This is a genomic window from Oerskovia douganii, assembly GCF_015142735.1.
In the GTDB taxonomy this organism is placed as follows: domain Bacteria; phylum Actinomycetota; class Actinomycetes; order Actinomycetales; family Cellulomonadaceae; genus Oerskovia; species Oerskovia douganii.
The window spans coordinates 65,259-87,716 of sequence record NZ_JACSPN010000003.1 but is presented as its reverse complement, the minus strand read 5'-3'; the positions used below and the strand labels follow the sequence as shown (position 1 = coordinate 87,716).

At 69.0% G+C, this 22,458-nt stretch carries 13 protein-coding genes; 1 reads left to right on the top strand and 12 read right to left on the bottom strand.

What is annotated here, in order from left to right:
- Positions 1–537: 537 nt before the first annotated feature.
- The 12 genes from tuf to H9623_RS03310 form a co-directional block, all read right to left on the bottom strand.
- Entirely contained in the window at positions 538–1,728 is a 1,191-nt protein-coding gene (tuf, locus tag H9623_RS03365) for an elongation factor Tu (RefSeq protein ID WP_193718677.1), read from the bottom strand.
- A 118-nt stretch (positions 1,729–1,846) separates the two neighbouring features.
- Positions 1,847–3,952, bottom strand: coding sequence for an elongation factor G (fusA, locus tag H9623_RS03360; RefSeq protein ID WP_193718676.1), 2,106 nt, complete (start codon positions 3,950–3,952; stop codon positions 1,847–1,849).
- 106 nt (positions 3,953–4,058) lie between these two features.
- Complete coding sequence (gene rpsG, locus H9623_RS03355; protein ID WP_030151942.1) at positions 4,059–4,529, bottom strand: 30S ribosomal protein S7; 471 nt, start codon at positions 4,527–4,529, stop codon at positions 4,059–4,061.
- The gene (rpsL, locus tag H9623_RS03350; RefSeq protein ID WP_030151943.1) at positions 4,529–4,903 is read right to left on the bottom strand and encodes a 30S ribosomal protein S12; all 375 of its coding nucleotides are present in this window, start codon (positions 4,901–4,903) and stop codon (positions 4,529–4,531) included. The genes rpsG and rpsL overlap by 1 nt, the downstream gene beginning before the upstream one ends.
- Positions 4,904–5,293: 390 nt before the next feature.
- Positions 5,294–9,163, bottom strand: coding sequence for a DNA-directed RNA polymerase subunit beta' (locus tag H9623_RS03345; protein ID WP_193718675.1), 3,870 nt, complete (start codon positions 9,161–9,163; stop codon positions 5,294–5,296).
- A 126-nt stretch (positions 9,164–9,289) separates the two neighbouring features.
- Positions 9,290–12,814 carry a DNA-directed RNA polymerase subunit beta gene (gene rpoB, locus H9623_RS03340; RefSeq protein WP_193718674.1) on the bottom strand — a complete coding sequence of 1,175 codons (3,525 nt, stop codon included), beginning with the start codon at positions 12,812–12,814 and terminating at the stop codon, positions 9,290–9,292.
- Positions 12,815–13,288: 474 nt separating this feature from the next.
- Positions 13,289–13,672, bottom strand: a complete 384-nt coding sequence (gene rplL, locus H9623_RS03335) for a 50S ribosomal protein L7/L12 (protein ID WP_030151946.1) — start codon at positions 13,670–13,672, stop codon at positions 13,289–13,291.
- 108 nt (positions 13,673–13,780) lie between these two features.
- Positions 13,781–14,308, bottom strand: coding sequence for a 50S ribosomal protein L10 (gene rplJ, locus H9623_RS03330; protein WP_193718673.1), 528 nt, complete (start codon positions 14,306–14,308; stop codon positions 13,781–13,783).
- A gap of 295 nt (positions 14,309–14,603) precedes the next feature.
- Positions 14,604–17,168 carry a CHAT domain-containing protein gene (locus H9623_RS03325; RefSeq protein WP_193718672.1) on the bottom strand — a complete coding sequence of 855 codons (2,565 nt, stop codon included), beginning with the start codon at positions 17,166–17,168 and terminating at the stop codon, positions 14,604–14,606.
- Positions 17,169–17,267: 99 nt separating this feature from the next.
- A complete protein-coding gene (locus tag H9623_RS19905) occupies positions 17,268–19,142 on the bottom strand; it encodes a S8/S53 family peptidase (protein WP_193718671.1) in 1,875 nt (624 codons plus the stop codon).
- A 178-nt stretch (positions 19,143–19,320) separates the two neighbouring features.
- Entirely contained in the window at positions 19,321–19,818 is a 498-nt protein-coding gene (locus H9623_RS03315) for a carboxypeptidase-like regulatory domain-containing protein (RefSeq protein ID WP_193718670.1), read from the bottom strand.
- Positions 19,815–20,459: an RNA polymerase sigma factor gene (locus H9623_RS03310; RefSeq protein ID WP_193718669.1), complete on the bottom strand. Its 645-nt coding sequence runs from the start codon at positions 20,457–20,459 to the stop codon at positions 19,815–19,817. Before H9623_RS03310 ends, H9623_RS03315 begins: the two co-directional genes overlap by 4 nt.
- 479 nt (positions 20,460–20,938) lie before the next feature.
- On the opposite strand from H9623_RS03310, the gene H9623_RS03305 reads away from it, so the two are divergent.
- Positions 20,939–22,321 carry a glycosyl hydrolase family 18 protein gene (locus H9623_RS03305; RefSeq protein WP_193718668.1) on the top strand — a complete coding sequence of 461 codons (1,383 nt, stop codon included), beginning with the start codon at positions 20,939–20,941 and terminating at the stop codon, positions 22,319–22,321.
- Positions 22,322–22,458 lie beyond the last annotated feature (137 nt).

Below are 22,458 nucleotides of genomic sequence, written 5' to 3'. Positions count from 1 at the left end.
CCGGCCGTCCCTGTGCGCCGCCCGACCGGGCCACGGCTCCCCCGGCAGCGACCTCACCTGCGACGACGCCGACCCCGGAGCCGGTCGCGGCCGAGAACCGGATCTCCGTCACATCGCTCGGCGGCGCAGCGCCCGGCGCCGGGGACGTCGTCGGCGCGCCCGGCACCCCCGCAGGACCCCGACCCGCACGACCACGTCCGAAGCACCCGTTCTCCGCAGGACGGGGCGCGCCCACCAGGACGACGTGACGTCCATGCGTGCGGCGAGCGACGCCGTCGGGCGGTGACGCGCCTGCCCGCCGGTCCGTCACCACCCGCTGCCGCCCTCCCCCGCCGCTGGGGCGTGCCGGCGCCGCCCCCGCCGACCCCGGGACAGCAAGGCGCCCCAGGCACGCCGAGGGGGCGTCAGCGTCGCGAGGCGTCCAGGTACGCCGAAGGGCCCGGGTACCTTGCGGTACCCGGGCCCTTCGGTCAATCCTGTCCGGCGCCCCGAGCGCGACGCTCAGGACCTGCCGGGGTGGATCAGGTGGTCAGAAGATCACTTGATGATCTTCGTGACACGGCCCGAACCGACCGTACGGCCGCCCTCACGGATGGCGAAGCCGAGGCCCTCCTCCATGGCGATCGGCTGGATCAGCTCGACGGTCATCTCGGTGTTGTCGCCGGGCATGACCATCTCGGTGCCCTCGGGCAGCGTGATGACGCCGGTGACGTCCGTGGTGCGGAAGTAGAACTGCGGACGGTAGTTCGAGTAGAACGGGTTGTGACGCCCACCCTCGTCCTTGCCCAGGATGTAGACCTGAGCCTCGAAGTCGGTGTGCGGGGTGATCGAACCCGGCTTGACGACGACCTGGCCGCGCTCGACGTCCTCGCGCTTGATGCCGCGGAGCAGCAGACCGGTGTTGTCGCCGGCCTGAGCCTCGTCCATCTGCTTGTGGAACGTCTCGATACCCGTGACCGTGGTCTTCTGCGGGTTGCGGATGCCGACGATCTCGACCTCGGAGTTGACCGCGAGGGTACCGCGCTCGACCTTGCCGGTGACGACGGTGCCACGACCGGTGATCGTGAAGACGTCCTCGACGGGCATGAGGAAGGGCTTGTCGAGCTCACGGACGGGCTCGGGGACGTTCTCGTCCACGGCCTCCATGAGCGCCTCGACGGACTTGACCCACTCGGGGTCGCCCTCGAGAGCCTTCAGACCGGAGACGCGGACCACGGGGGCCTCGTCACCGTCGAAGCCCTGCGAGGAGAGGAGCTCGCGCACCTCCATCTCGACGAGCTCGAGGATTTCCTCGTCCTCGACCATGTCCGACTTGTTCAGCGCGACCAGCAGGTAGGGGACACCCACCTGGCGGGCGAGCAGAACGTGCTCACGCGTCTGGGCCATCGGGCCGTCGGTCGCCGCGACCACGAGGATCGCGCCGTCCATCTGAGCGGCACCGGTGATCATGTTCTTGATGTAGTCGGCGTGACCGGGAGCGTCGACGTGAGCGTAGTGACGCTTGTCCGTCTCGTACTCGATGTGCGCGATGTTGATCGTGATACCGCGCTGCTTCTCTTCCGGTGCCTTGTCGATCTCGTCGAACTTGAACTCGGGGTTCACGTCCGGGTACTTGTCGTGCAGCACCTTGGAGATCGCTGCCGTCAGCGTGGTCTTACCGTGGTCGACGTGACCGATGGTTCCGACGTTGACGTGCGGCTTGGTCCGCTCGAACTTGGCCTTCGCCACTGGGGTCCTCCTGGGACTTGGGTAGTTGTGCCGAACGATGCAGATGCGCAAGACATCTGCGGGGCGTGCGGGTCGCTACAGGTTGATGGTTGTTACAGGGTCTTCGACCTGTGGGGACTCACTCGCCCCGGGTCTTCTTGATGATCTCTTCGGCAACGTTCCGAGGAACCTCGGCGTAGCTGTCGAATGACATCGAGTACACAGCGCGACCCTGGGTCTTGGACCGCAGGTCACCGATGTACCCGAACATCTCGGACAACGGTACTTGAGCACGGACGACCTTCACACCCGTCGCGTCCTCCATGGACTGGATCATGCCGCGACGAGAGTTGAGGTCGCCGATCACGTCGCCCATGTACTCCTCGGGCGTACGCACCTCGACCGCCATGACCGGCTCCAGCAGAACCGGGTCCGCCCGCTTGACGCCCTCCTTGAGGACCATCGAGCCGGCAATCTTGAACGCCATCTCCGAAGAGTCGACATCATGGTACGCGCCGTCGATGAGCGTCGCCTTCACGCCCACCAGCGGGAAGCCGGCAAGGACACCCAGCTGGAGGGCGGCCTGGATACCGGCGTCGACCGACGGGATGTACTCACGCGGGATGCGACCACCGGTGACGGCGTTCTTGAACTCGTAGAGCTCGCCGCCCTCGGTCAGGTCGAGAGGCTCGAAGGTGACCTGCACCTTGGCGAACTGACCCGAACCACCGGTCTGCTTCTTGTGCGTGTAGTCGATCTTCTCCGCGGTACGGCGGATGGTCTCGCGGTACGCGACCTGCGGCTTGCCGACGTTGGCCTCGACGTTGAACTCGCGACGCATGCGGTCGACGAGGATGTCGAGGTGGAGCTCGCCCATGCCGCCGATGACGGTCTGGCCGGTCTCCTCGTCGAGCTTGACGCGGAAGGTCGGATCCTCCTCGGCGAGCTTCTGGATGGCGACCGAGAGCTTCTCCTGGTCGGCCTTCGTCTTGGGCTCGATGGCCACGTCGATGACGGGCTCCGGGAAGGTCATCGACTCGAGGACCACGGGGTTCGCGATGTCACACAGGGTGTCACCGGTCGTCGTGTCCTTGAGGCCGATGAACGCGTAGATGTGCCCGGCGCTGCCGAGCTCGACCGCGTTCTCCTTGTTGGAGTGCATCTGGAAGATCTTGCCCAGACGCTCCTTCTTGCCCTTGGTCGCGTTGAGCACCTGGGTGCCCGGCGTGACCTGGCCGGAGTAGACGCGGACGTACGTCAGCTTGCCGAAGAACGGGTGCGAGGCAACCTTGAACGCGAGAGCCGAGAAGGGCTCGGTCGCGTCGGGGTGGCGCTCGACGACCTTCTCCTCGTCCTTGACGTCGTGGCCGTTGATGGCCGGGACGTCCAGGGGCGAGGGGAGGAAGTCGATGACCGCGTCGAGCATGGGCTGGACGCCCTTGTTCTTGAACGCGGAGCCGCAGAGCACCGGGAAGGCCTCGCCGGAGACGGTGAGCTTGCGGATCGCGGACTTGATCTCCGCGATCGACAGCTCTTCGCCGTTGAGGTACTTCTCGAGGAGCTCCTCGTCGGCCTCGGCGACGTCCTCGATGAGCTGGGCGCGGTACTGCTGCGCCTTCTCCAGGAGGTCCGCGGGGATCTCCTCGACCTCGTAGGCCTCGCCCATCTTCGTCTCGCCGCGCCACACGAGTGCGCGCATCCCGAGCAGGTCGACGACGCCCGTGAAGTCGCTCTCGGCACCGATCGGCAGCTGGATGACCAGCGGCTTGGCCTTGAGGCGGTTCACGATGGTGTCGACCGTGAAGTAGAAGTCCGCGCCGAGCTTGTCCATCTTGTTGACGAAGCAGATGCGCGGGACGTTGTACTTGTCGGCCTGGCGCCAGACGGTCTCGGACTGGGGCTCGACGCCCTCCTTGCCGTCGAAGACAGCGACAGCGCCGTCGAGCACACGCAGGGAGCGCTCGACCTCGACCGTGAAGTCCACGTGGCCAGGGGTGTCGATGATGTTGATCTGGTTCTTGTTCCAGAAGCAGGTCACGGCGGCAGACGTGATCGTGATGCCGCGCTCCTTCTCCTGCTCCATCCAGTCGGTCGTCGATGCGCCGTCGTGCGTCTCACCGATCTTGTAGTTCACCCCGGTGTAGAACAGGATGCGCTCGGTGGTCGTGGTCTTACCGGCATCGATGTGGGCCATGATGCCGATGTTGCGGACCTTGTTCAGGTCGGTCAGCACGTCAAGTGCCACGGGTACTTCCCCTTTGTGTGGGTTGAGTCGGGGGCGCTGCTTCTACCGAAGCCGGCCGGACCCGCCGACGGCCCCGGGGGTGAACCCCCAGGGCCGGTCGGTCGGACTACCAGCGGTAGTGCGCGAAGGCCTTGTTGGACTCGGCCATCTTGTGCATGTCCTCACGACGCTTGACCGCGGCGCCGAGGCCGTTGCTCGCGTCGAGGATCTCGTTCATGAGGCGCTCGGTCATGGTCTTCTCGCGACGAGCGCGCGAGTAGTCCGTGAGCCAGCGCAGCGCGAGCGTCGTGGAACGCGTGGGGCGCACCTCGACGGGGACCTGGTAGGTCGCGCCACCGACACGGCGCGAGCGGACCTCGAGGGCCGGGCGCACGTTCTCGAGAGCACGCTTGAGGACGACGACGGGGTCACCGTCGGTCTTCGCGCGGACACCCTCGAGGGCACCGTAGACGATCGCCTCGGCGGTCGACTTCTTGCCGTCCAGGAGGACCTTGTTGATGAGCTGCGTGACGACCGGGGAACCGTAGACAGGGTCGACGATGAGCGGCCGCTTCGGGGCGGGGCCCTTACGAGGCATTAGCTCTTCTCCTTCTTGGCACCGTAGCGGCTGCGAGCCTGCTTGCGGTTCTTGACGCCCTGGGTGTCGAGCGCGCCACGGACGATCTTGTAGCGGACACCGGGGAGGTCCTTCACACGACCGCCGCGGACGAGCACGATGGAGTGCTCCTGGAGGTTGTGGCCGACACCGGGGATGTACGCGGTGACCTCGATCTGGGACGAGAGCTTCACGCGTGCGACCTTGCGCAGTGCGGAGTTCGGCTTCTTGGGGGTGGTGGTGTACACACGCGTGCACACACCACGCCGCTGCGGGGAACCCTTGAGGGCGGGAGTCTTGGACTTCCCTGCCTTCGAGGTCCGCCCCTTGCGGACGAGCTGCTGGATCGTAGGCACTACGTCTCCGTGTCTTCTCGAGCTGGACCGGGGTGTTCCCCGGCGGTGGTCTCTACGGGCTGTGGGCGCCGACGGCAAACGGCACCTGCGACGCTGAGCGTCGCAATCGCCACGTACCACCGGCTCGATGGTCCGGGCTGGGCCCGGGGTCGATCCGAGGATCGACCCAAGAGCTCAGGCACCGGAATGCTCGCGCACTCACATCGGCGCGCTGGAAACGACACAGCGAGCACGACGGCGCGGGCACGGTCTACTACGTTACCTGCCAGGTGGCAGGTAGTCAAAGAGAAGGGGGCGGTCGCGGCGCGCCGAGCGCACCGCGACCACCCCCTGTGCTACCTGGACGGACGCGACCCGACGACGCAGGGTCGCCGGGTCACGCCGTCAGGGTCAGCGGTAGTCGCCGAAGTCCAGGTCCTCGAGCGGGATCGCCTCGCCGGAGCCCATGCCGAGCCCCTGGAAGTCGATCTCGTCGTAGCCGAAGCTCGGGTAGAGCTCCGTCTTGGCCTGCTCGGTGGGCTCGACCTCGACGTTGCGGTAGCGGGGCAGACCCGTACCGGCCGGGATGAGCTTACCGAGGATGACGTTCTCCTTGAGGCCGAGGAGCGGGTCACGACGACCGCTCATCGCAGCCTCGGTCAGGACGCGCGTCGTCTCCTGGAAGGAGGCCGCCGACAGCCACGAGTCCGTCGCGAGCGACGCCTTCGTGATGCCCATCAGCTCGGGACGGCCGGAGGCCGGCTGGCCACCCTCCGACACCGCGCGACGGTTCGCGTCCTCGAAACGCCCACGCTCCGCGAGCTCGCCCGGGAGGAGCTGCGAGTCGCCCGAGTCCAGCACGGTCACGCGACGCAGCATCTGCCGCACGATGACCTCGATGTGCTTGTCGTGGATGTCCACGCCCTGGGAGCGGTAGACCTCCTGGACCTCGTCCACCAGGTGCTTCTGGGTGGCGCGAGGGCCGAGGATGCGCAGGACCTTCTTCGGGTCGACGGCACCCTGGACGAGCTGGGTACCGACCTCGACGTGGTCGCCGTCGCTGACGAGGAGGCGCGAACGCTTCGTCACCGGGTAGGCCAGCTCCTCGGAGCCGTCGTCGGGGGTCAGGACGATGCGGCGCGTACGCTCCGCCTCGTCGATCGTGATGCGACCCGAGAACTCCGCGATGGGGCCCTCACCCTTGGGGGTGCGTGCCTCGAAGAGCTCGGTCACACGGGGCAGACCCTGCGTGATGTCGTCCGCGGAGGCCACACCACCGGTGTGGAAGGTACGCATCGTCAGCTGCGTGCCGGGCTCACCGATCGACTGGGCCGCGATGATGCCCACGGCCTCGCCGATGTCGACGAGCTTGCCCGTGGCCAGCGAACGGCCATAGCACTTGGCGCACGTGCCGACACGCGACTCGCAGGTCAGGACCGAGCGGACCTTGACCGTGTCGATCCCGGCAGCGAGCAGAGCGTCGATGACCAGGTCACCGGCGTCCTCCCCCGCCTTCGCGATGACGTTGCCGTCCGCGTCCTCCACGTCGGAGGCCAGCGTGCGCGAGTAGATGCTCGTCTCGACCTTGTCGTGACGGACCAGACGGTCGCCGATCTTCTCGCCCACGGGCAGCGTCAGGCCGCGCTCGGTGCCGCAGTCCTCCTCGCGGACGATGACGTCCTGCGACACGTCGACCAGACGACGGGTCAGGTAACCCGAGTCGGCCGTACGCAGAGCGGTGTCGGCGAGGCCCTTGCGGGCACCGTGCGTCGCGATGAAGTACTCGAGGACCGAGAGGCCCTCGCGGTAGTTGGACTTGATCGGGCGAGGGATGATCTCACCCTTCGGGTTCGCCACGAGACCGCGCATACCGGCGATCTGACGGACCTGCATCCAGTTACCACGAGCACCCGAGCCGACCATCGTGTAGACGGTGTTGCGCTCCGGGAAGCTCGCCCGCATCGCGGTCGCGACCTTGTCGGTGGCCTGCGTCCAGATCTCGATGAGCTCCTGGCGGCGCTCGTCGTCGGTGATCAGACCGCGGTCGTACTCCTGCTGCACCTTCAGGGCACGAGCCTCGTGCTCCTCCAGGATGGTCGCCTTCTCCGCAGGGGTCGCGACGTCCGAGATGGCGATGGTGACGCCCGAACGGGTGGCCCAGCGGAAACCGGCCTCCTTGAGCGCGTCGAGCGAGGCGGCGACCTCGACCTTGGGGTAGGTCTCGGCGAGCTCGTTGACGATCGTCGACAGCTTCTTCTTGTCGACGACACCGTTCACGTAGCCGTAGCTGACGGGCAGCGTCTCGTTGAACAGCGCGCGGCCGAGCGTCGTGGCGAAGACGAACGGCTCGCCCGGGACGAAGCCCTCAGGGGCCTCGCCCTCGGCGAAGACCAGCCCGTCCATGCGGATGCTGACCTCGGCGTTCAGGTCCAGCGAACCGGCGTCGAAGGCCATGATGGCCTCGGCGACCGAGCTGAACGCACGCCCCGCACCCTTGGCATCCTTCTTGTCGTTCGTCAGGTGGTACAGACCGATGATCATGTCCTGCGAGGGCATGGTCACCGGACGGCCGTCCGACGGCTTCAGGATGTTGTTGCTCGAGAGCATGAGGATGCGCGCCTCGGCCTGGGCCTCGGCGGACAGCGGCAGGTGCACGGCCATCTGGTCACCGTCGAAGTCCGCGTTGAACGCAGCACACACGAGCGGGTGCAGGTGGATCGCCTTGCCCTCGACCAGCTGGGGCTCGAAGGCCTGGATGCCCAGGCGGTGCAGCGTGGGTGCACGGTTGAGCAGCACGGGGTGCTCGGTGATGACCTCTTCGAGGACGTCCCACACGACCGGGCGAGCACGCTCGACCATGCGCTTGGCGCTCTTGATGTTCTGCGCGTGGTTCAGGTCCACGAGGCGCTTCATCACGAACGGCTTGAAGAGCTCGAGGGCCATCTGCTTGGGCAGACCGCACTGGTGCAGCTTGAGCTGCGGGCCGACCACGATGACCGAACGGCCCGAGTAGTCGACACGCTTGCCGAGCAGGTTCTGACGGAAACGACCCTGCTTGCCCTTGAGCATGTCGGAGATCGACTTCAGCGGACGGTTGCCGGGGCCCGTGACCGGGCGACCACGACGGCCGTTGTCGAAGAGCGAGTCCACAGCTTCCTGCAGCATGCGCTTCTCGTTGTTGACGATGATCTCCGGCGCGCCCAGGTCCAGAAGACGCTTGAGGCGGTTGTTCCGGTTGATCACGCGGCGGTACAGGTCGTTCAGGTCCGAGGTCGCGAAGCGGCCACCGTCGAGCTGCACCATGGGGCGCAGGTCCGGCGGGATGACCGGGACGGCGTCCAGCACCATGCCCGTGGGCGAGTTGGTGGTGGTCAGGAACGCGTTGACGACCTTGAGGCGCTTGAGCGCACGGGTCTTCTTCTGGCCCTTGCCGCTGCGGATGATCTCGCGCAGCAGCTCGGCCTCGGCGACCAGGTCGAAGTCCTGGAGGCGCTTCTGGATCGCCGCGGCGCCCATCGAGCCCTCGAAGTAGTTGCCGTAGCGGTCCTGGAGGGCGCGGTACAGCATCTCGTCGCCCTCGAGGTCGGCGACCTTGAGGTTCTTGAAGCGGTCCCAGACCTGGTCCAGGCGGTCGAGCTCGGCGTCGGCCCGCTTGCGGATCGACGCCATCTCGCGCTCGGCCGAGTCCCGGACCTTGCGGCGGGCGTCGGCACGAGCACCCTCGGCCTCGAGCGCGGCCAGGTCGGCCTCGAGCTTCTGAGCACGGGTGTTGATGTCGTTGTCGCGACGGTCCGTGATCTCCTTCTTCTCCAGGTCGATCTCGTTCTGGAGGTTGGGGAGGTCTTCCTGACGGCCCTCGACGTCGACCGACGTGATCATGTAGGCGGCGAAGTAGATGACCTTCTCGAGGTCCTTCGGCGCCAGGTCGAGGAGGTAACCGAGGCGGGAGGGCACACCCTTGAAGAACCAGATGTGCGTGACAGGGGCGGCGAGCTCGATGTGGCCCATGCGCTCACGGCGCACCTTCGAGCGCGTCACCTCGACGCCGCAGCGCTCACAGATGATGCCCTTGAAGCGCACGCGCTTGTACTTGCCGCAGTAGCACTCCCAGTCCCGGGTGGGGCCGAAGATCTTCTCGCAGAAGAGTCCGTCCTTCTCGGGCTTGAGGGTGCGGTAGTTGATGGTCTCAGGCTTCTTGACCTCGCCGTGAGACCAGTCACGGATGTCGTCTGCCGTGGCCAGTCCGATACGCAGCTCGTCGAAGACATTGACGTCGAGCAAGGTGGTCCTACTTCCTTCGTCTGCCGGCCTGTCCGGGGTTCGTCCCGGCCGGCGCGGTGGAGGTGCTACAGAGTGTCGGGTGGCGGTGGGGACGATCCGTCAGGGACGTCCCCACCGCTTCCGAGATCAGATCTCGTCGATCGTGGATGCTGCGTTGGGGCGACGCGACAGGTCGATGCCGAGCTCCTCGGCAGCGCGGTACACGTCGTCGTCGGACTCACGCATCTCGATGGAGACACCGTCGCTCGAGAGCACCTCGACGTTCAGGCACAGCGACTGCATCTCCTTCAGGAGGACCTTGAAGGACTCCGGGATGCCCGAGTCGGGGATGTTCTCGCCCTTGACGATCGCCTCGTAGACCTTGACACGGCCCGGGACGTCGTCGGACTTGATCGTCAGCAGCTCCTGGAGGGTATACGCCGCGCCGTAAGCCTCGAGCGCCCACACCTCCATCTCGCCGAAACGCTGTCCACCGAACTGCGCCTTACCACCCAGCGGCTGCTGCGTGATCATCGAGTACGGACCGGTCGAGCGGGCGTGGATCTTGTCGTCCACCAGGTGGTGGAGCTTCAGGATGTACATGTAGCCCACGGAGACCGGCTCCGGGAACGGCTCGCCGGAGCGGCCGTCGAACAGACGTGCCTTGCCGTCGCGGCCGACCATGCGGTTGCCGTCACGGTTGGGGAGCGTCGTGGAGAGCAGACCCGTGAGGGCCTCCTCCTCGAGTCCGTCGAAGACCGGGGTCGCCACGGGGCGGCCGGGCTCGGAAGACGCAGCGACCGCGGGGACGTGCTCCTTCCAGGACAGGTCGCCCTCGCCGGCTGCGCCGTCGGTCTGCGAGATGTCCCAGCCCTGCTTCGCGACCCACCCGAGGTGGGTCTCCAGGACCTGGCCGACGTTCATACGACCGGGGACACCGAGCGGGTTGAGGATGACGTCCACGGGGGTGCCGTCCTCGAGGAAGGGCATGTCCTCGACCGGGAGGATCTTCGAGATGACGCCCTTGTTGCCGTGACGGCCGGCGAGCTTGTCGCCGTCCGTGATCTTGCGTCGCTGCGCGATGTACACGCGGACCAGCTGGTTCACGCCGGCGGGCAGCTCGTCGCCGTCCTCGCGGTTGAACTCGCGGACGCCGATCACCGTGCCGGACTCGCCGTGGGGGACCTTGAGCGACGTGTCGCGGACCTCGCGCGCCTTCTCGCCGAAGATGGCGCGCAGGAGGCGCTCCTCCGGGGTCAGCTCGGTCTCACCCTTGGGCGTGACCTTGCCGACGAGCACGTCGCCCGCGCCGACCTCTGCACCGATGCGGATGACTCCGCGCTCGTCGAGGTCCGCCAGGACGTCCTCGGAGACGTTCGGGATGTCCCGCGTGATCTCCTCGGGGCCGAGCTTCGTGTCGCGGGCGTCGACCTCGTGCTCCTCGATGTGGATCGAGGACAGGACGTCGTCCTGCACGAGGCGCTGCGACAGGATGATCGCGTCCTCGTAGTTGTGGCCCTCCCAGGACATGAACGCGACGAGCAGGTTGCGGCCGAGCGAGAGCTCGCCCTCGTCGGTCGCGGGGCCGTCGGCCAGCACGGAGCCGACCTCGACGCGTGCACCTTCGTCGACGACGACGCGCTGGTTGTACGACGTGCCCTGGTTCGAGCGGCGGAACTTCGCCGCGCGGTAGCTCGTCGTGGTCCCGTCGTCGTTCGCGACGACGATCAGGTCCGCGGAGACCTCCGTGACGACACCGGGCTTGGTGGCGACGATGACGTCACCGGCGTCGATGGCTGCACGACGCTCCATGCCGGTGCCCACGAGCGGGGCTTCGGACCGGACCAGGGGCACGGCCTGACGCTGCATGTTGGCACCCATGAGTGCGCGGTTCGCGTCGTCGTGCTCGAGGAACGGGATGAGGGCGGTCGCGACCGACACCATCTGGCGCGGCGAGACGTCCATGTAGTCGACCTCGGTGCCGAGGACGTCGGCCGTCTCGCCACCCTTGGTGCGGACCAGGACGCGCTCGGCACGGAACGAGCCGTCGGGGTTGAGCTCGGTGTTCGCCTGGGCGATGACGTAGCGGTCCTCGTCGTCGGCCGTCAGGTAGACGACCTCGTCCGAGACCTTGCCGTTCTCGACCTTGCGGTACGGCGTCTCGATGAACCCGAACGGGTTGATGCGCCCGTAGGAGGCCAGCGAGCCGATCAGACCGATGTTCGGGCCCTCAGGGGTCTCGATGGGGCACATGCGGCCGTAGTGCGACGGGTGGACGTCGCGGACCTCCATGCCGGCGCGGTCACGGGACAGACCACCCGGGCCCAGCGCGGACAGACGACGCTTGTGCGTCAGGCCGGCGAGCGGGTTGTTCTGGTCCATGAACTGCGAGAGCTGCGAGGTGCCGAAGAACTCCTTGATCGACGCCACCACGGGGCGGATGTTGATCAGGGTCTGCGGCGTGATCGCCTCGACGTCCTGGGTCGTCATGCGCTCGCGCACGACGCGCTCCATGCGGGACAGGCCCGTGCGGACCTGGTTCTGGATGAGCTCGCCCACGGCGCGGATGCGACGGTTGCCGAAGTGGTCGATGTCGTCGGTCTCGACGCGGATCTCGACGGGCTCGCCGTTGCGGGTGCCCGGCAGCGTGGTGACCTCGGCGTGGAGCGCGGCGAGGTACTTGATCGTCGCGACGATGTCCGTGACGGACAGCGTGGAGTCACCGAGGGGGGCGTCGACGCCGAGCTTCTTGTTCGCCTTGTAGCGGCCGACCTTCGCGAAGTCGTAGCGCTTGGGGTTGAAGTAGAAGTTCTCGAGGAGCGAGCGGCCGGCCTCGACCGTGGGCGGCTCGCCCGGACGGATCTTGCGGTAGAGGTCGACGAGCGCCTCTTCCTCGGTGTGGACGTGGTCCTTCTCGAGGGTGTCCAGCACGGACGGGAAGTCGGCGAACTCCTCGCGGATCTGCGACTCGGTCAGGCCCAGGGCCTTGAGCAGCACCGTGACGGACTGCTTGCGCTTGCGGTCGACACGGACGCCCACGGCGTCGCGCTTGTCGATCTCGAACTCCAGCCACGCACCGCGCGACGGGATGATCTTCGCGGAGTAGATGTCCTTGTCGCTGGTCTTGTCGGCCTGGCGCTCGAAGTACACACCGGGCGAACGGACGAGCTGCGAGACGACGACGCGCTCGGTGCCGTTGATGATGAAGGTGCCGCGTGCGGTCATGAGCGGGAAGTCGCCCATGAAGACCGTCTGGCTCTTGATCTCACCGGTGTTGTAGTTCACGAACTCCGCGGTGACGAAGAGCGGCGCGGCGAAGGTGAAGTCCTTCTCCTTGCACTCCTCGGCCGAGTACTTCGGGGGCTCGAAGCGGTGGTTGGAGAAGGAGAGAGACATGGAGGAGCCGAAGTCCTCGATCGGGGAGATCTCCTCGAAGATCTCCTCGAGACCCGACGTCGCGGGGACGTCCTGGCGACCGGCAGCGGCCGCGGCGTCGACGCGTGCGCGCCACGCCGGGTTGCCCAGCAGCCAGTCGAAGCTCTCGGTCTGGAGCCCGAGCAGGTCGGGCACCTCGAGAGGCTCGTAGATCTTGGCGAAAGATACGCGCCGGGAAGCGGTGCGGTTCGCGATAGCGTCGGCGGACGGAGCAGAAGGGGTGCGCGAGGCAGCCAAGAGGGGTCCTTCCCTGCAGATCGATTGCACGCTGTACGCTGCGTGGCTGGAGGACCTCTTCCCCCTGAGGCTGCCGTGGTGCACGATGGACGCACACCGGAGACGGTTCGGGCAGTCAGGGGGTGCCGAGGGCACACGCGAGCGCAAAGCGCTAGCATACCCGGCCCAGTCAAGCGTGTCCAGCCGCGCGAAATCGCGGCCTGTCAAGGCCGTCGTCACGCCGCTGCACTCCCCCACCAGGCCGGTGAGGACATCTTCTCGGTGGCCGCCATATGCCGCCCAAGAACACGAAGAAACTCCCTGCCCGACGGCGCCGGTCGCCTTCACGCGGAAGGCGGGCTCCGGCGTCGGGCCGGGAGACGAAGAGGCGACGAGAGGCCCGCACCCCCGGAGGGATGCGGGCCTCGTCGCCTGTGCTACCTGTCAGGTCGCGCGAGGCGACCTGTCATGCGATACCGCCCCGAAGGGCAGTGATCACTTGACGGTGACGGTTGCGCCGGCGCCCTCGAGGGCAGCCTTGGCCTTGTCAGCAGCGTCCTTGGCGACGTTCTCCAGGACGGGCTTGGGGGCGCCGTCAACGAGGTCCTTGGCCTCCTTCAGGCCGAGGCTCGTGAGGGCACGCACCTCCTTGATGACCTGGATCTTCTTGTCGCCGGCAGCCTCGAGGATGACGTCGAACTCCGTCTTCTCCTCGACCTCCTCGGCGGCAGCGGCCGCGGGGCCTGCAACGGCGACGGCGGCCGGAGCGGCCGCGGTGACCTCGAAAGCGTCCTCGAACGCCTTCACGAACTCGGAGAGCTCGATGAGGGAGAGGCCCTTGAACTGCTCGATGAGCTCTTCGGTGCTGAGCTTCGCCATGATGGCGGTCCTTTCGGTTGGTGCTCGGCAGCGGCCCTGTCAACGATCCACAGAGCCCTGCTGGAAGCAGAGGGGGTGTGTGCGTGCTGCGCGATCCTCAGAAGAGGATCAGGCGGCAGCGCTCTCCGATTCCTGCTTGAGGCGCAGGGCATCGATGGTGCGAACGGCCTGCGAAGCGGGCGCGTTGAACAGGTATGCCGCCTGGAAGAGCGGCTGCTTGAACGCGCCGGCCAGCTTGGCCAGCAGGACCTCGCGGGACTCGAGGTCCGCGAGCTTGGTGATCTCCGCAGCGGTCAGGGAGCGCCCGTCGAGGACACCGCCCTTGATGACCAGTGCGGGGTTCGCCTTGGCGAAGTCACGCAGGCCCTTGGCCGCCTCGACCGGGTCACCGGTCACGAAGGCGATGGCCGAGGGGCCCTTGAAGTCGGCGTCGATCTCGATGCCGGCTTCCTTGGCCGCGATGGCGGTCAGCGTGTTCTTCACCACGGCGTAGGTTGCGTTGCCGCTGAGCGACCGACGCAGCTGCTTGAGCTGCGCGACGGTGAGCCCGCGGTACTCGGTCAGCACGGCCGCGTTCGACTCGCGGAAGTTCTCCGTGAGCTCTGCGACTGCGGCTGCCTTGTCCGGCCTCGCCATGGCAATCCTTCCGGTGGTGGTGCCACCGGTCTCCGCAGGGCGGGGGCCCTGGGGGGTGAGGTCCTGCGGAGACGAGAAGAGCCCCGCGCAGGCGCGGGGCTCGAAGTGCAGGCTCTCGCCCGCTCCGTGAACTCTCACCTGCGCTGGCCTCCGCACTTCTGCGGGACTTCGGTCCGGACTGCAGCTGACGAGTCAGCGGGCAGGACGGTACGACCGGCGGTCTTGGGTACTGGAACAGGTTACGCGACGCGGGCGCGTGGACCAAATCCGGCCTGGGCACCTCGCCCCGACCGGCTCAGGCGACGAGCGGACCGAAGCACACCAGCGGCACGGGCTCGTCCTCGGTGCTGACCGCCCGGGCCAGCGCCACGCCCGGGGGCGCTCCCCGGTGCAGCTCCGCGTGCAGCGCGGGCATGATCCGCGCGGCGACGTCGTCCCGCAGCGGCGCGACGCTCGCGATGACCGCCCGGGCCCCGAGCCTGACCAGGACGCTCGCCAGGCCCAGCGCCTCACCGCCGACGCGGACCGAGGACAGGCCGACCTCGCACGCCGACAGCACGACCACGGCGCCCCGCAGGTCGATCCCGTCGAGCTCGTGGGCGAAGAGGGGGCCGTCCGCGAGCCGCAACGACGAGAAGAGCGGGTTGTCCGTCTCGTGCGTCCCGTGCGCCGCCAGGTGGATGACCCCCGCGCCGTCGAGCCCGTCCACGACGTTCCTGCACGTCGCCTGCTCCCCCACGAGGACGGTGGCACCGCCCCACACCGACGCGACGCGCTCCGCCTCGTCGACCGCCGCCCGAAGCCCCGGCCCCGCGACCACGACGACGCCGCTCGGACGTGTCGTCTCCGCGGACCGCTGGAGGTCGACCCAGGAGTTGACCCAGGTGCGCAGTCCCCGGCGCGACGGGAGCGCCGTCCACGGGACGGCGAGCAGCAGGTCCCGGGCCGCGACGTGCAGGTCCCCCGACGCCTGCAGCGGGGCCAGGAGCGCGTCGTCGAGCCGCGTCAGCACCTTGCGCAACGACGACGTCGCGGCCGCACGCATCGGCACCGGGATCAGGGCGTTCGACAGGACCGAGAAGTCCGCCCTCGCTCGCCGGACGAGCTCCGCCACGTCCTCGAGGGGCGCCAGGCGGAGGAGCTCCGAACCGTCACGGGAGAGCCTCACGGCGGACACGTGCCCCTCGAAGATCACGATGTTGGCGACCGTCGCCCCCGGGAGCGCCCCCGCGAGGGCGCGCCGCACGGACCGCTCGCTCGCCGAGCGTGCCCTCCTCTCGTCACCGCCGCTCTGCTGCCACGTCCGCCTGCGGGCCTCCTCCTGGAACCGGCGCGCCGCCCCCAGGTGGCGCTGACGCTGCTCGAGCACCTGGGACTCGGCGGTCGTCCCCAGCGCGCGCGCGGACTCGACCTCCTGGCGCGCCGCGACGAGAAGGTCGGCGAGCACGGGGTCTGCCGCAGGCCGCACGCGACCGGTACCCGCGAACGCGGCACGTCCCCGCTCGACCGCGTCGAAGACTGCGCTCGCCCGTCCGGTGCGGAAGGCCGCGTCGACGTCGACGATGCCGAGCCGCACCCCGTGGACGGCCGACGCCGTGACGACGTCGACCGAACCGAGGCGCGAGCGGTGCGAGGTCAGGACGTCCTGCCCGCGACGGATCGCCGCAAGGCCACGCCGACGGTCGCCGTCGCCGAACGCGACCAGCGCACGCACCGCCTCGCGCTGGATCCGTACCGACAGGCTCCACGACCGCGGGGACGCCGGAAGGGCTTCCAGGGCCTCACGGGCTAGGTCCACGTCGCCCGCGCGCACGGACGCCTCGGCCTGCAGCACCCGGGCCGGGACCGCGACGAGGACGGGCGGGACCCCGTGCGCCTGACGCGCGATCTCGCCCGCGCTCGTGGCCACGCTGCGGAACTCCTCGGGCTGCGCGTCTCCCGTCAGCCCCGCGAGCAGCGCCTCCTGGCGCACGAGCTCGCTGCGCAACGCCCAGACGGCGTTGGACTGCTCGACGAACGCCTGCTTGGCCTCGTGGGCCAGCTCCGCCGCACGCTCGGTCTGCCGCAGCTGGAGCAGGCACCGGGCGCTGTCGAACCGCACCCTGGCGAGGTCCGCCAGAGCGCCCCGCTGCACCAGGATCGACGTCGCCTGCTCGAGCGCCGCGGCCGCCTCCGTCACCAGCCCGGCCTCCTGCAGGACCACGGAACGGTCGAGCAGGCCGACGGCGTCGTCGTCGCTGGGGTCCAGGGCGCCGGCCTCGTCCATGAGGCGAAGGGCCAGAGGCAGGTCGCCGTGCAGGTACTCGGCGTACCCGAGGTTGTGACGCCCCTTGGCCTCGATCGAGATGTCCCCGACCGCTCGGGCGTGCTCGACCGACGCACCGAGGTCTCGCCGCGCCTCGTCGACCGATCCCGTCTCGAGGTGCAGGGCTCCCCTGTTCAGCAGGAGCACCGCGGAGTCCCGGGAGACGACGGCCGACAGGTCGGGAGCGGCCCGGTCCAGCTCGGCGAGCGCGGCGGCCACGTCACCCGAGCGGAGCAGCAGGAGACCCCGCTGGCCCTGGACGGCGAGCAGCTCGACGTCGAGACCCGCGCTCCTGCACCAGGTCTCCGCACCGTCGAGCCGGTCCAGGGCGGCTCGAAGGTCCCCCGTCGCCTCGTACCCGCACCGGGCGGCCCCCAGGGTCCCGCGCGCCCACAGCGGACCGAGCTCGCTCTCCTCCTCGCGCAGGGCGAGCGGCTCGCCGAGCATGGAGATCATGGCCTCGTAGGTGTCGAGCGCCTCCGCGAAACGGCCTGCGTCGTCCAGGTTCCGGGCGCGGACGTAGAGGGAGGCCGCTCGATCACCCAGGTCGCTCACAGGGACACGGTATCCAACGGCGCGCAGAACCGTGCCCGGGGGGCCGTCGCCAGGGGTAGCGACGGCCCACCGGCCACGAAGATGCCGGTGGTCGCGTCCTCAGTCGACCGGCAGCAGCCCCGTCGCTCCGTGCACCACGGGCCACAGCTCGCGGCAGCGGTCGGGGGCACCGTGCGGTGTCGGAGGGGTCGTTCCTGGCATGCCCGCCTTGAGCAACGAGGCCGCGAGCTCCCCCGCGAGGACCGGGGCGGCGAACGACGTCCCGCTCCAGACGGCGAACCCGCCCTGGAAGCCCTCCGGGTCGATCGTCGCCCGGAAACCCTCCGAGAAGAGCTCCTTCATGTGCATGGACGGCGCGATGACCCCGTCCATGGTCACCGGAGCGGTGCTCACGAGGCCGGCCCCTGTGCGCAGGCAGGTCACCCACGTGCCGTCGTTGCTGAACAGGGACGTCGTGCCGTCGGGGTTCTTCGAGCCGACCGCGATGATCGGGGGCTCGTCCCAGCTCAGCCGCTGGCCGGCCAGGAGGGTCGGGGGCTTCGTCCGGCGGTCGATGCGCGGGGCGAAGGCCGCCGGGAACGTCTCGCGCACCTGTCCGTCGTTGCCGCTCGACGCCACGACGAGCACCCCGAAGCGTCGCAGCGCGCTGAGGACGGTGCCGAGCGGGGCGTCGAAGTCCGCGTCCTCGGGTCGCTCGTGGTAGTAGCCCAGCGACAGGACCGCGACGTCGACAGGCGCGTACCCCGCGACGCCGCTCAGGCCGAGCACGTGCCACAGGAGCATGCGCCGGAGCGAACGCAGGAGGTCGCGCTCGGGGATGATCCCCGACCCTCCGTAGACCCGGGGGGCGAGGATCACGGCGTCCGGGCACAGCTGGTGCACGAGCCCGGCCATGAACGTCCCGTGCCCCGCGACCGGGTCGAGCGGGCCCGTCAGCGGGTAGATCGAGACCCCACCGTGCTCGGGGTCCTGGTACGCGAACTCGGGGTCGGGGCACAGGCCGACCGGCACACCAACGACCTGGGGGTCACGCAGCACGATCTGCTCGTTGTCGGCCAGCGGCTCGTTGCCCTCGACGACCTCCGGGTTCCACCACGGGTGCTTCCCGACCCCGGTGTCCATGAGTGCCACGACCGGACGCCGCTGCCCCTCGGGACCGGTGAAGACCGAGTCGCCACCACGGATCGACCGCCACGGGGCGGCACCGACCCAGGCGACGGGCTGGCGCCCACCGGAACCCGCGACCGCGTACTCGTCCATCCCGGCGAACGGGTGCCCTGCGGTCTTGGGGTGCCCCGCCGTCTTGGGGTGCCCCGCGGTCTTGGGGTGTCCCGCGGTCTTGGGCATGCCCTGGACGAACGGCTGCGAGTCCGTGAAGTCCCACGGCTGGGACATCGGCTGGCCACCGATCGCGCCCGGCACGATCACGTGGTCGAGCGAGACGAAGGCGCCCGCGGGCAGCGGCTCGCTGCGCGCCGCGGCCTTGCTGCCGTCCTCGTCGTCGTCATCGTCATCGTCGTCGCGGTCGAGATCGATCCCCGCGTCCCGCAGGAGGCAGACGACGTCCCAGCCGTCAGGCAGGGCCCCGTTGTCCTGCGGCGCCAGCACGATCGTCGTGCCGAAGACCGAGCGCAGCTCGTCCCCGACCGCGGGATCCAGCCCGGCCCCGACCGCACGCTCGACGAGCTCGAGGTCCTCGTACGTCTCCTGCTCGATCTCGACCGCCAGATGATGGCGCGCGGCCGCCCGACGGAGCCGTCGGAGCCACCGCGGGTCGGGCTCGCCCTTCTCCGGTGCCGCCGCGTTGACCAGGAGGCGGTCTCCGACGTACCAGGTCGGCTGAGGTGACGCCTCCCGCCCGGTCCGGCGGGCCGTGACCGGGTCGAGCTCCCGGGTCCGCCACTGCAGGCGCGCCGGGGTGTCTCCGTGCCACGATCGTCGAGCGTTGCCGCTCTCGGTCGAGCTGTTGCTCACGTGCTCCTCCTCGAGTTGTGCCGACCGGACCGCCGCCGTCGGACGCACTGCCCTGTGCGTGGGACACGGGTACCTCAGGACGGGTGGTCACGGGTGGTCGATCAGCCGCCCGTGGTCGGACGGCTGCAAAGTGATGACGATCAGCCGCCCGTGGTCGGGCGGCTGCGGTGAGGGTCGGTCAGAGCTCGATGACCGGGGTGCTGACGGCGCGCTCGGACGACCCGGTGGGCTGCACGACGAAGCTGGCAGGACCAGGATCGACCGCATCGAACACGAAACGGCCGTCGTCGTCGCTCCTGGTCTCGCTCACCCCGCCCGGACGGTGCAGGCTCACGAGGAGCTCCGCCGCCGGAGCGGCCCAGCCGTCGATCCGTACCCGGCCCCCCTCGGTGGGCGAGAGGGAGATCATGACCGTCACGGAGTCCGACGTGAACGTGATGGTCCGCGCCTCGACCGGAGGAGCCTCGCCCCGGACCGACATCTCCGGGATCCGCACGTACTCGAGCTCCATGACCTCGGCCTCGAGACCGGCCAGAGTGATCGCAAACAGCGAGCGCTCGACGAGCCCGACGGGAACAGGATCCAGCGCCACCTGGATCCGCGCGATGTCCGCGAGGATCTCGAGGTCGACGACGTCCAGCGGTTCCCCGGGGCTGTACCCCAACGGTGTGTTCATGGCGTTTCCCATGTCCTGTCCCCCTGCTCGCTCTCGATGATGTCGCGGAGCTTTGCCAAGCACCGCCCACGGTTGGACCCGATGCTGCCGACCGGCATGCCGATGGCGCTCGAGATGTACTTGTAGTCGGGTCTGTCGGCCAACGAGATCAACCGGAGCAGCTGCTGGCAGCGGTCGGGCAGCCGCAGGACCGCACGCCAGAGCTGGCGGTCCCGCTCCATCACGAGAACCTGGTTCTCCGGTGTGGGATCCGGCGAGGGCAGGGCGCCCGCCGGGCCGTCGAGGACGTCGTCCGGAAGCTCGGTCCGGCGCTTGTTGTCGTCCCTGTGCTTGCGCACGGCCTCCCAGGCGCCCCGCTTGGCGGTCACGAGGAGCCACTTGAGGATCGCGTGCGGCTCCTGGATCGTGTGGGCGTTGCGCACGAGGGCCATCCAGGTGTTCTGGACGACGTCGTCCGCGTGCTCCCGGTCCACCCCCTGAGCCCTCACCGTGTGCCACAGCAGCGGCGTGGCTTCCTTCACGAAGTCGGCCAGGGCCTGGGGCTTCCCGTCCCGGTAGTCCAGCAGGGCGGCTGCGCCCCTGTCACCGAGGCTCACCTCCGGCTCGTCGACTTCCGGGACGTCCTCGGTGATCCGTGTCATGGCTGGGTACGCCGTTTGCTCTCGGTCGCGCGCGGGAACTTCGGGGGTACCCGAGTCTAGGGGCGTCTGTCCTGGTGGGACAAGCATTTCCACCATTCCGGCACCTCCCTTCACCCCGTGCTCCCGCACGCTCGATCCGGCGGGCCGACGGTGCACCGGCCCCTTTCCTGCCGGGAGAGAGGGCTGGCCGCGAGGTTTGATACACCCTCGAGAAGTTCTTCTCGAGCGAGGCCCCTCCGCGTCGCCACGATCCGCTCGACACCCCCGCCACCGCGCCGTGCTGCGGCCCAGGACGGCCACTACGGGTACGGGTCGCGTAGGGGGATCCCCGTAGCCCCGACGCCCGGAGAAATGGTGAAACCCCTCATCACAGGCGTGACCCGCGTCACGTAGCGTCGCCATGGCCGACCTTGATCGGTCCACTCCGACGGTCCCGGTGAGACGACGACGTCCCGGACCCCTTGCTAGAGGAGCACCACGTGAGAACTCATCGCCACCCTGCCGACGGTTCCCGCCGTCCGGCCCGCCTGCTCGCGGCACTGACCGCCGCGACCGTCGCCCTCGGGGGGCTCGCACTCGCAGGAACGAGCGCCCAGGCCGCGCCGCAGCCCGCCGCCGCGGCCACGACCGTCGCCGCCGCGGCCGCCCCGGGCCACCAGTGGCTCACGGGCTACTGGCACAACTTCAACAACGGCTCGGTCGTCATGCCGCTCAGCGACATCCCGCCCGCCTACAACCTCGTCGCGGTCGCGTTCGCCGACAACCTGACCGGCACCCCCGGCGGCATCACGTTCAACCTGTCGAGCGCCGAGCTGAACGGGTACACCGTGCCCCAGTTCAAGGCCGACATCGCCGCGATCCGCGCCCAGGGCCGCAAGGTCATCCTGTCGGTGGGCGGCGAGAAGGGGAACGTGATCGTCTCCAACGCGACCGAGGCGAAGAACTTCGCGGACACCGCGTACGCCCTCATGCAGGAGTACGGGTTCGACGGCGTCGACATCGACCTCGAGCACGGCATCAACGCCACGTACATGTCGAGCGCTCTGCACCAGCTCTCGGCCAAGGCCGGACCGAACCTCATCATCGCGATGGCACCGCAGACCATCGACTACCAGGCCACCTCGATGGGCTACTACCAGCTCGCGCTCGCGATCAAGGACATCCTGACGATCGTCAACACCCAGTACTACAACTCGGGCGCGATGATGGGCTGCAACCAGCAGGTGTACAGCCAGGGCAGCGTCGACTTCCTGACCGCGCTCTCCTGCATCCAGCTCGAGATGGGCCTGCGCCCCGACCAGGTCGGCATCGGCGTCCCTGCGGTCCAGGCCGCGGCCGGCGGCGGCTACCAGCCGATCGCCAACGTCATCAAGGCTGTCGACTGCCTCGAGACGGGGACGGGCTGCGGCGCGTTCAGGCCCGCGACGCCGTACGGCAAGATCGGCGGCGTCATGACGTGGTCGATCAACTGGGACAAGAAGAACAACTACGCGCTCGCGACGCAGGTCGGTGCACGCCTCGGCACGGGAACCGGCGGCAGCACGGGCGGCACGACCGGCGGCACGACCGGCGGCACCACGGGCGGCACGACCGGCGGCACCACGGGCGGTACGACCGGCGGCACCACGGGCGGCACCACGGGCGGCACCACGGGCGGCACCACGGGCGGCACCACGGGCGGCACGACCGGCGGCACCACGGGCGGCACCTGCTCCGCGGCGCCCTGGAGCGCGACCACGACCTACACCGGTGGCAACACCGTCTCCCACAACGGGCGCACGTGGCAGGCGAAGTGGTGGACGCGCGGCGACGCCCCCGTCACGAGCGACTGGGGCGTGTGGAAGGACCTCGGCGCCTGCTGAGGCTCCCCCACCCGGCGGCCCCGCTCGCCGAGCACGACACGAGCCGCTCGGCTCTCGGCTCCGCCCAGGGAGCCGAGAACCGAGCGGCTCGGCGCTTCCCACCGGCCCCGGTGCACGAAGCACGCTCAGCGGTGCGC

Excerpts from the sequence above, each read along its gene's own strand:
- rpsG (WP_030151942.1), bottom strand. The coding sequence starts at position 4,529 with ATGCCTCGTAAGGGCCCCGCCCCGAAGCGGCCGCTCATCGTCGACCCT.
- rplL (WP_030151946.1), bottom strand. The coding sequence starts at position 13,672 with ATGGCGAAGCTCAGCACCGAAGAGCTCATCGAGCAGTTCAAGGGCCTC.
- rplJ (WP_193718673.1), bottom strand. The coding sequence starts at position 14,308 with ATGGCGAGGCCGGACAAGGCAGCCGCAGTCGCAGAGCTCACGGAGAAC.
- H9623_RS03315 (WP_193718670.1), bottom strand. The coding sequence starts at position 19,818 with ATGAACACACCGTTGGGGTACAGCCCCGGGGAACCGCTGGACGTCGTC.
- H9623_RS03310 (WP_193718669.1), bottom strand. The coding sequence starts at position 20,459 with ATGACACGGATCACCGAGGACGTCCCGGAAGTCGACGAGCCGGAGGTG.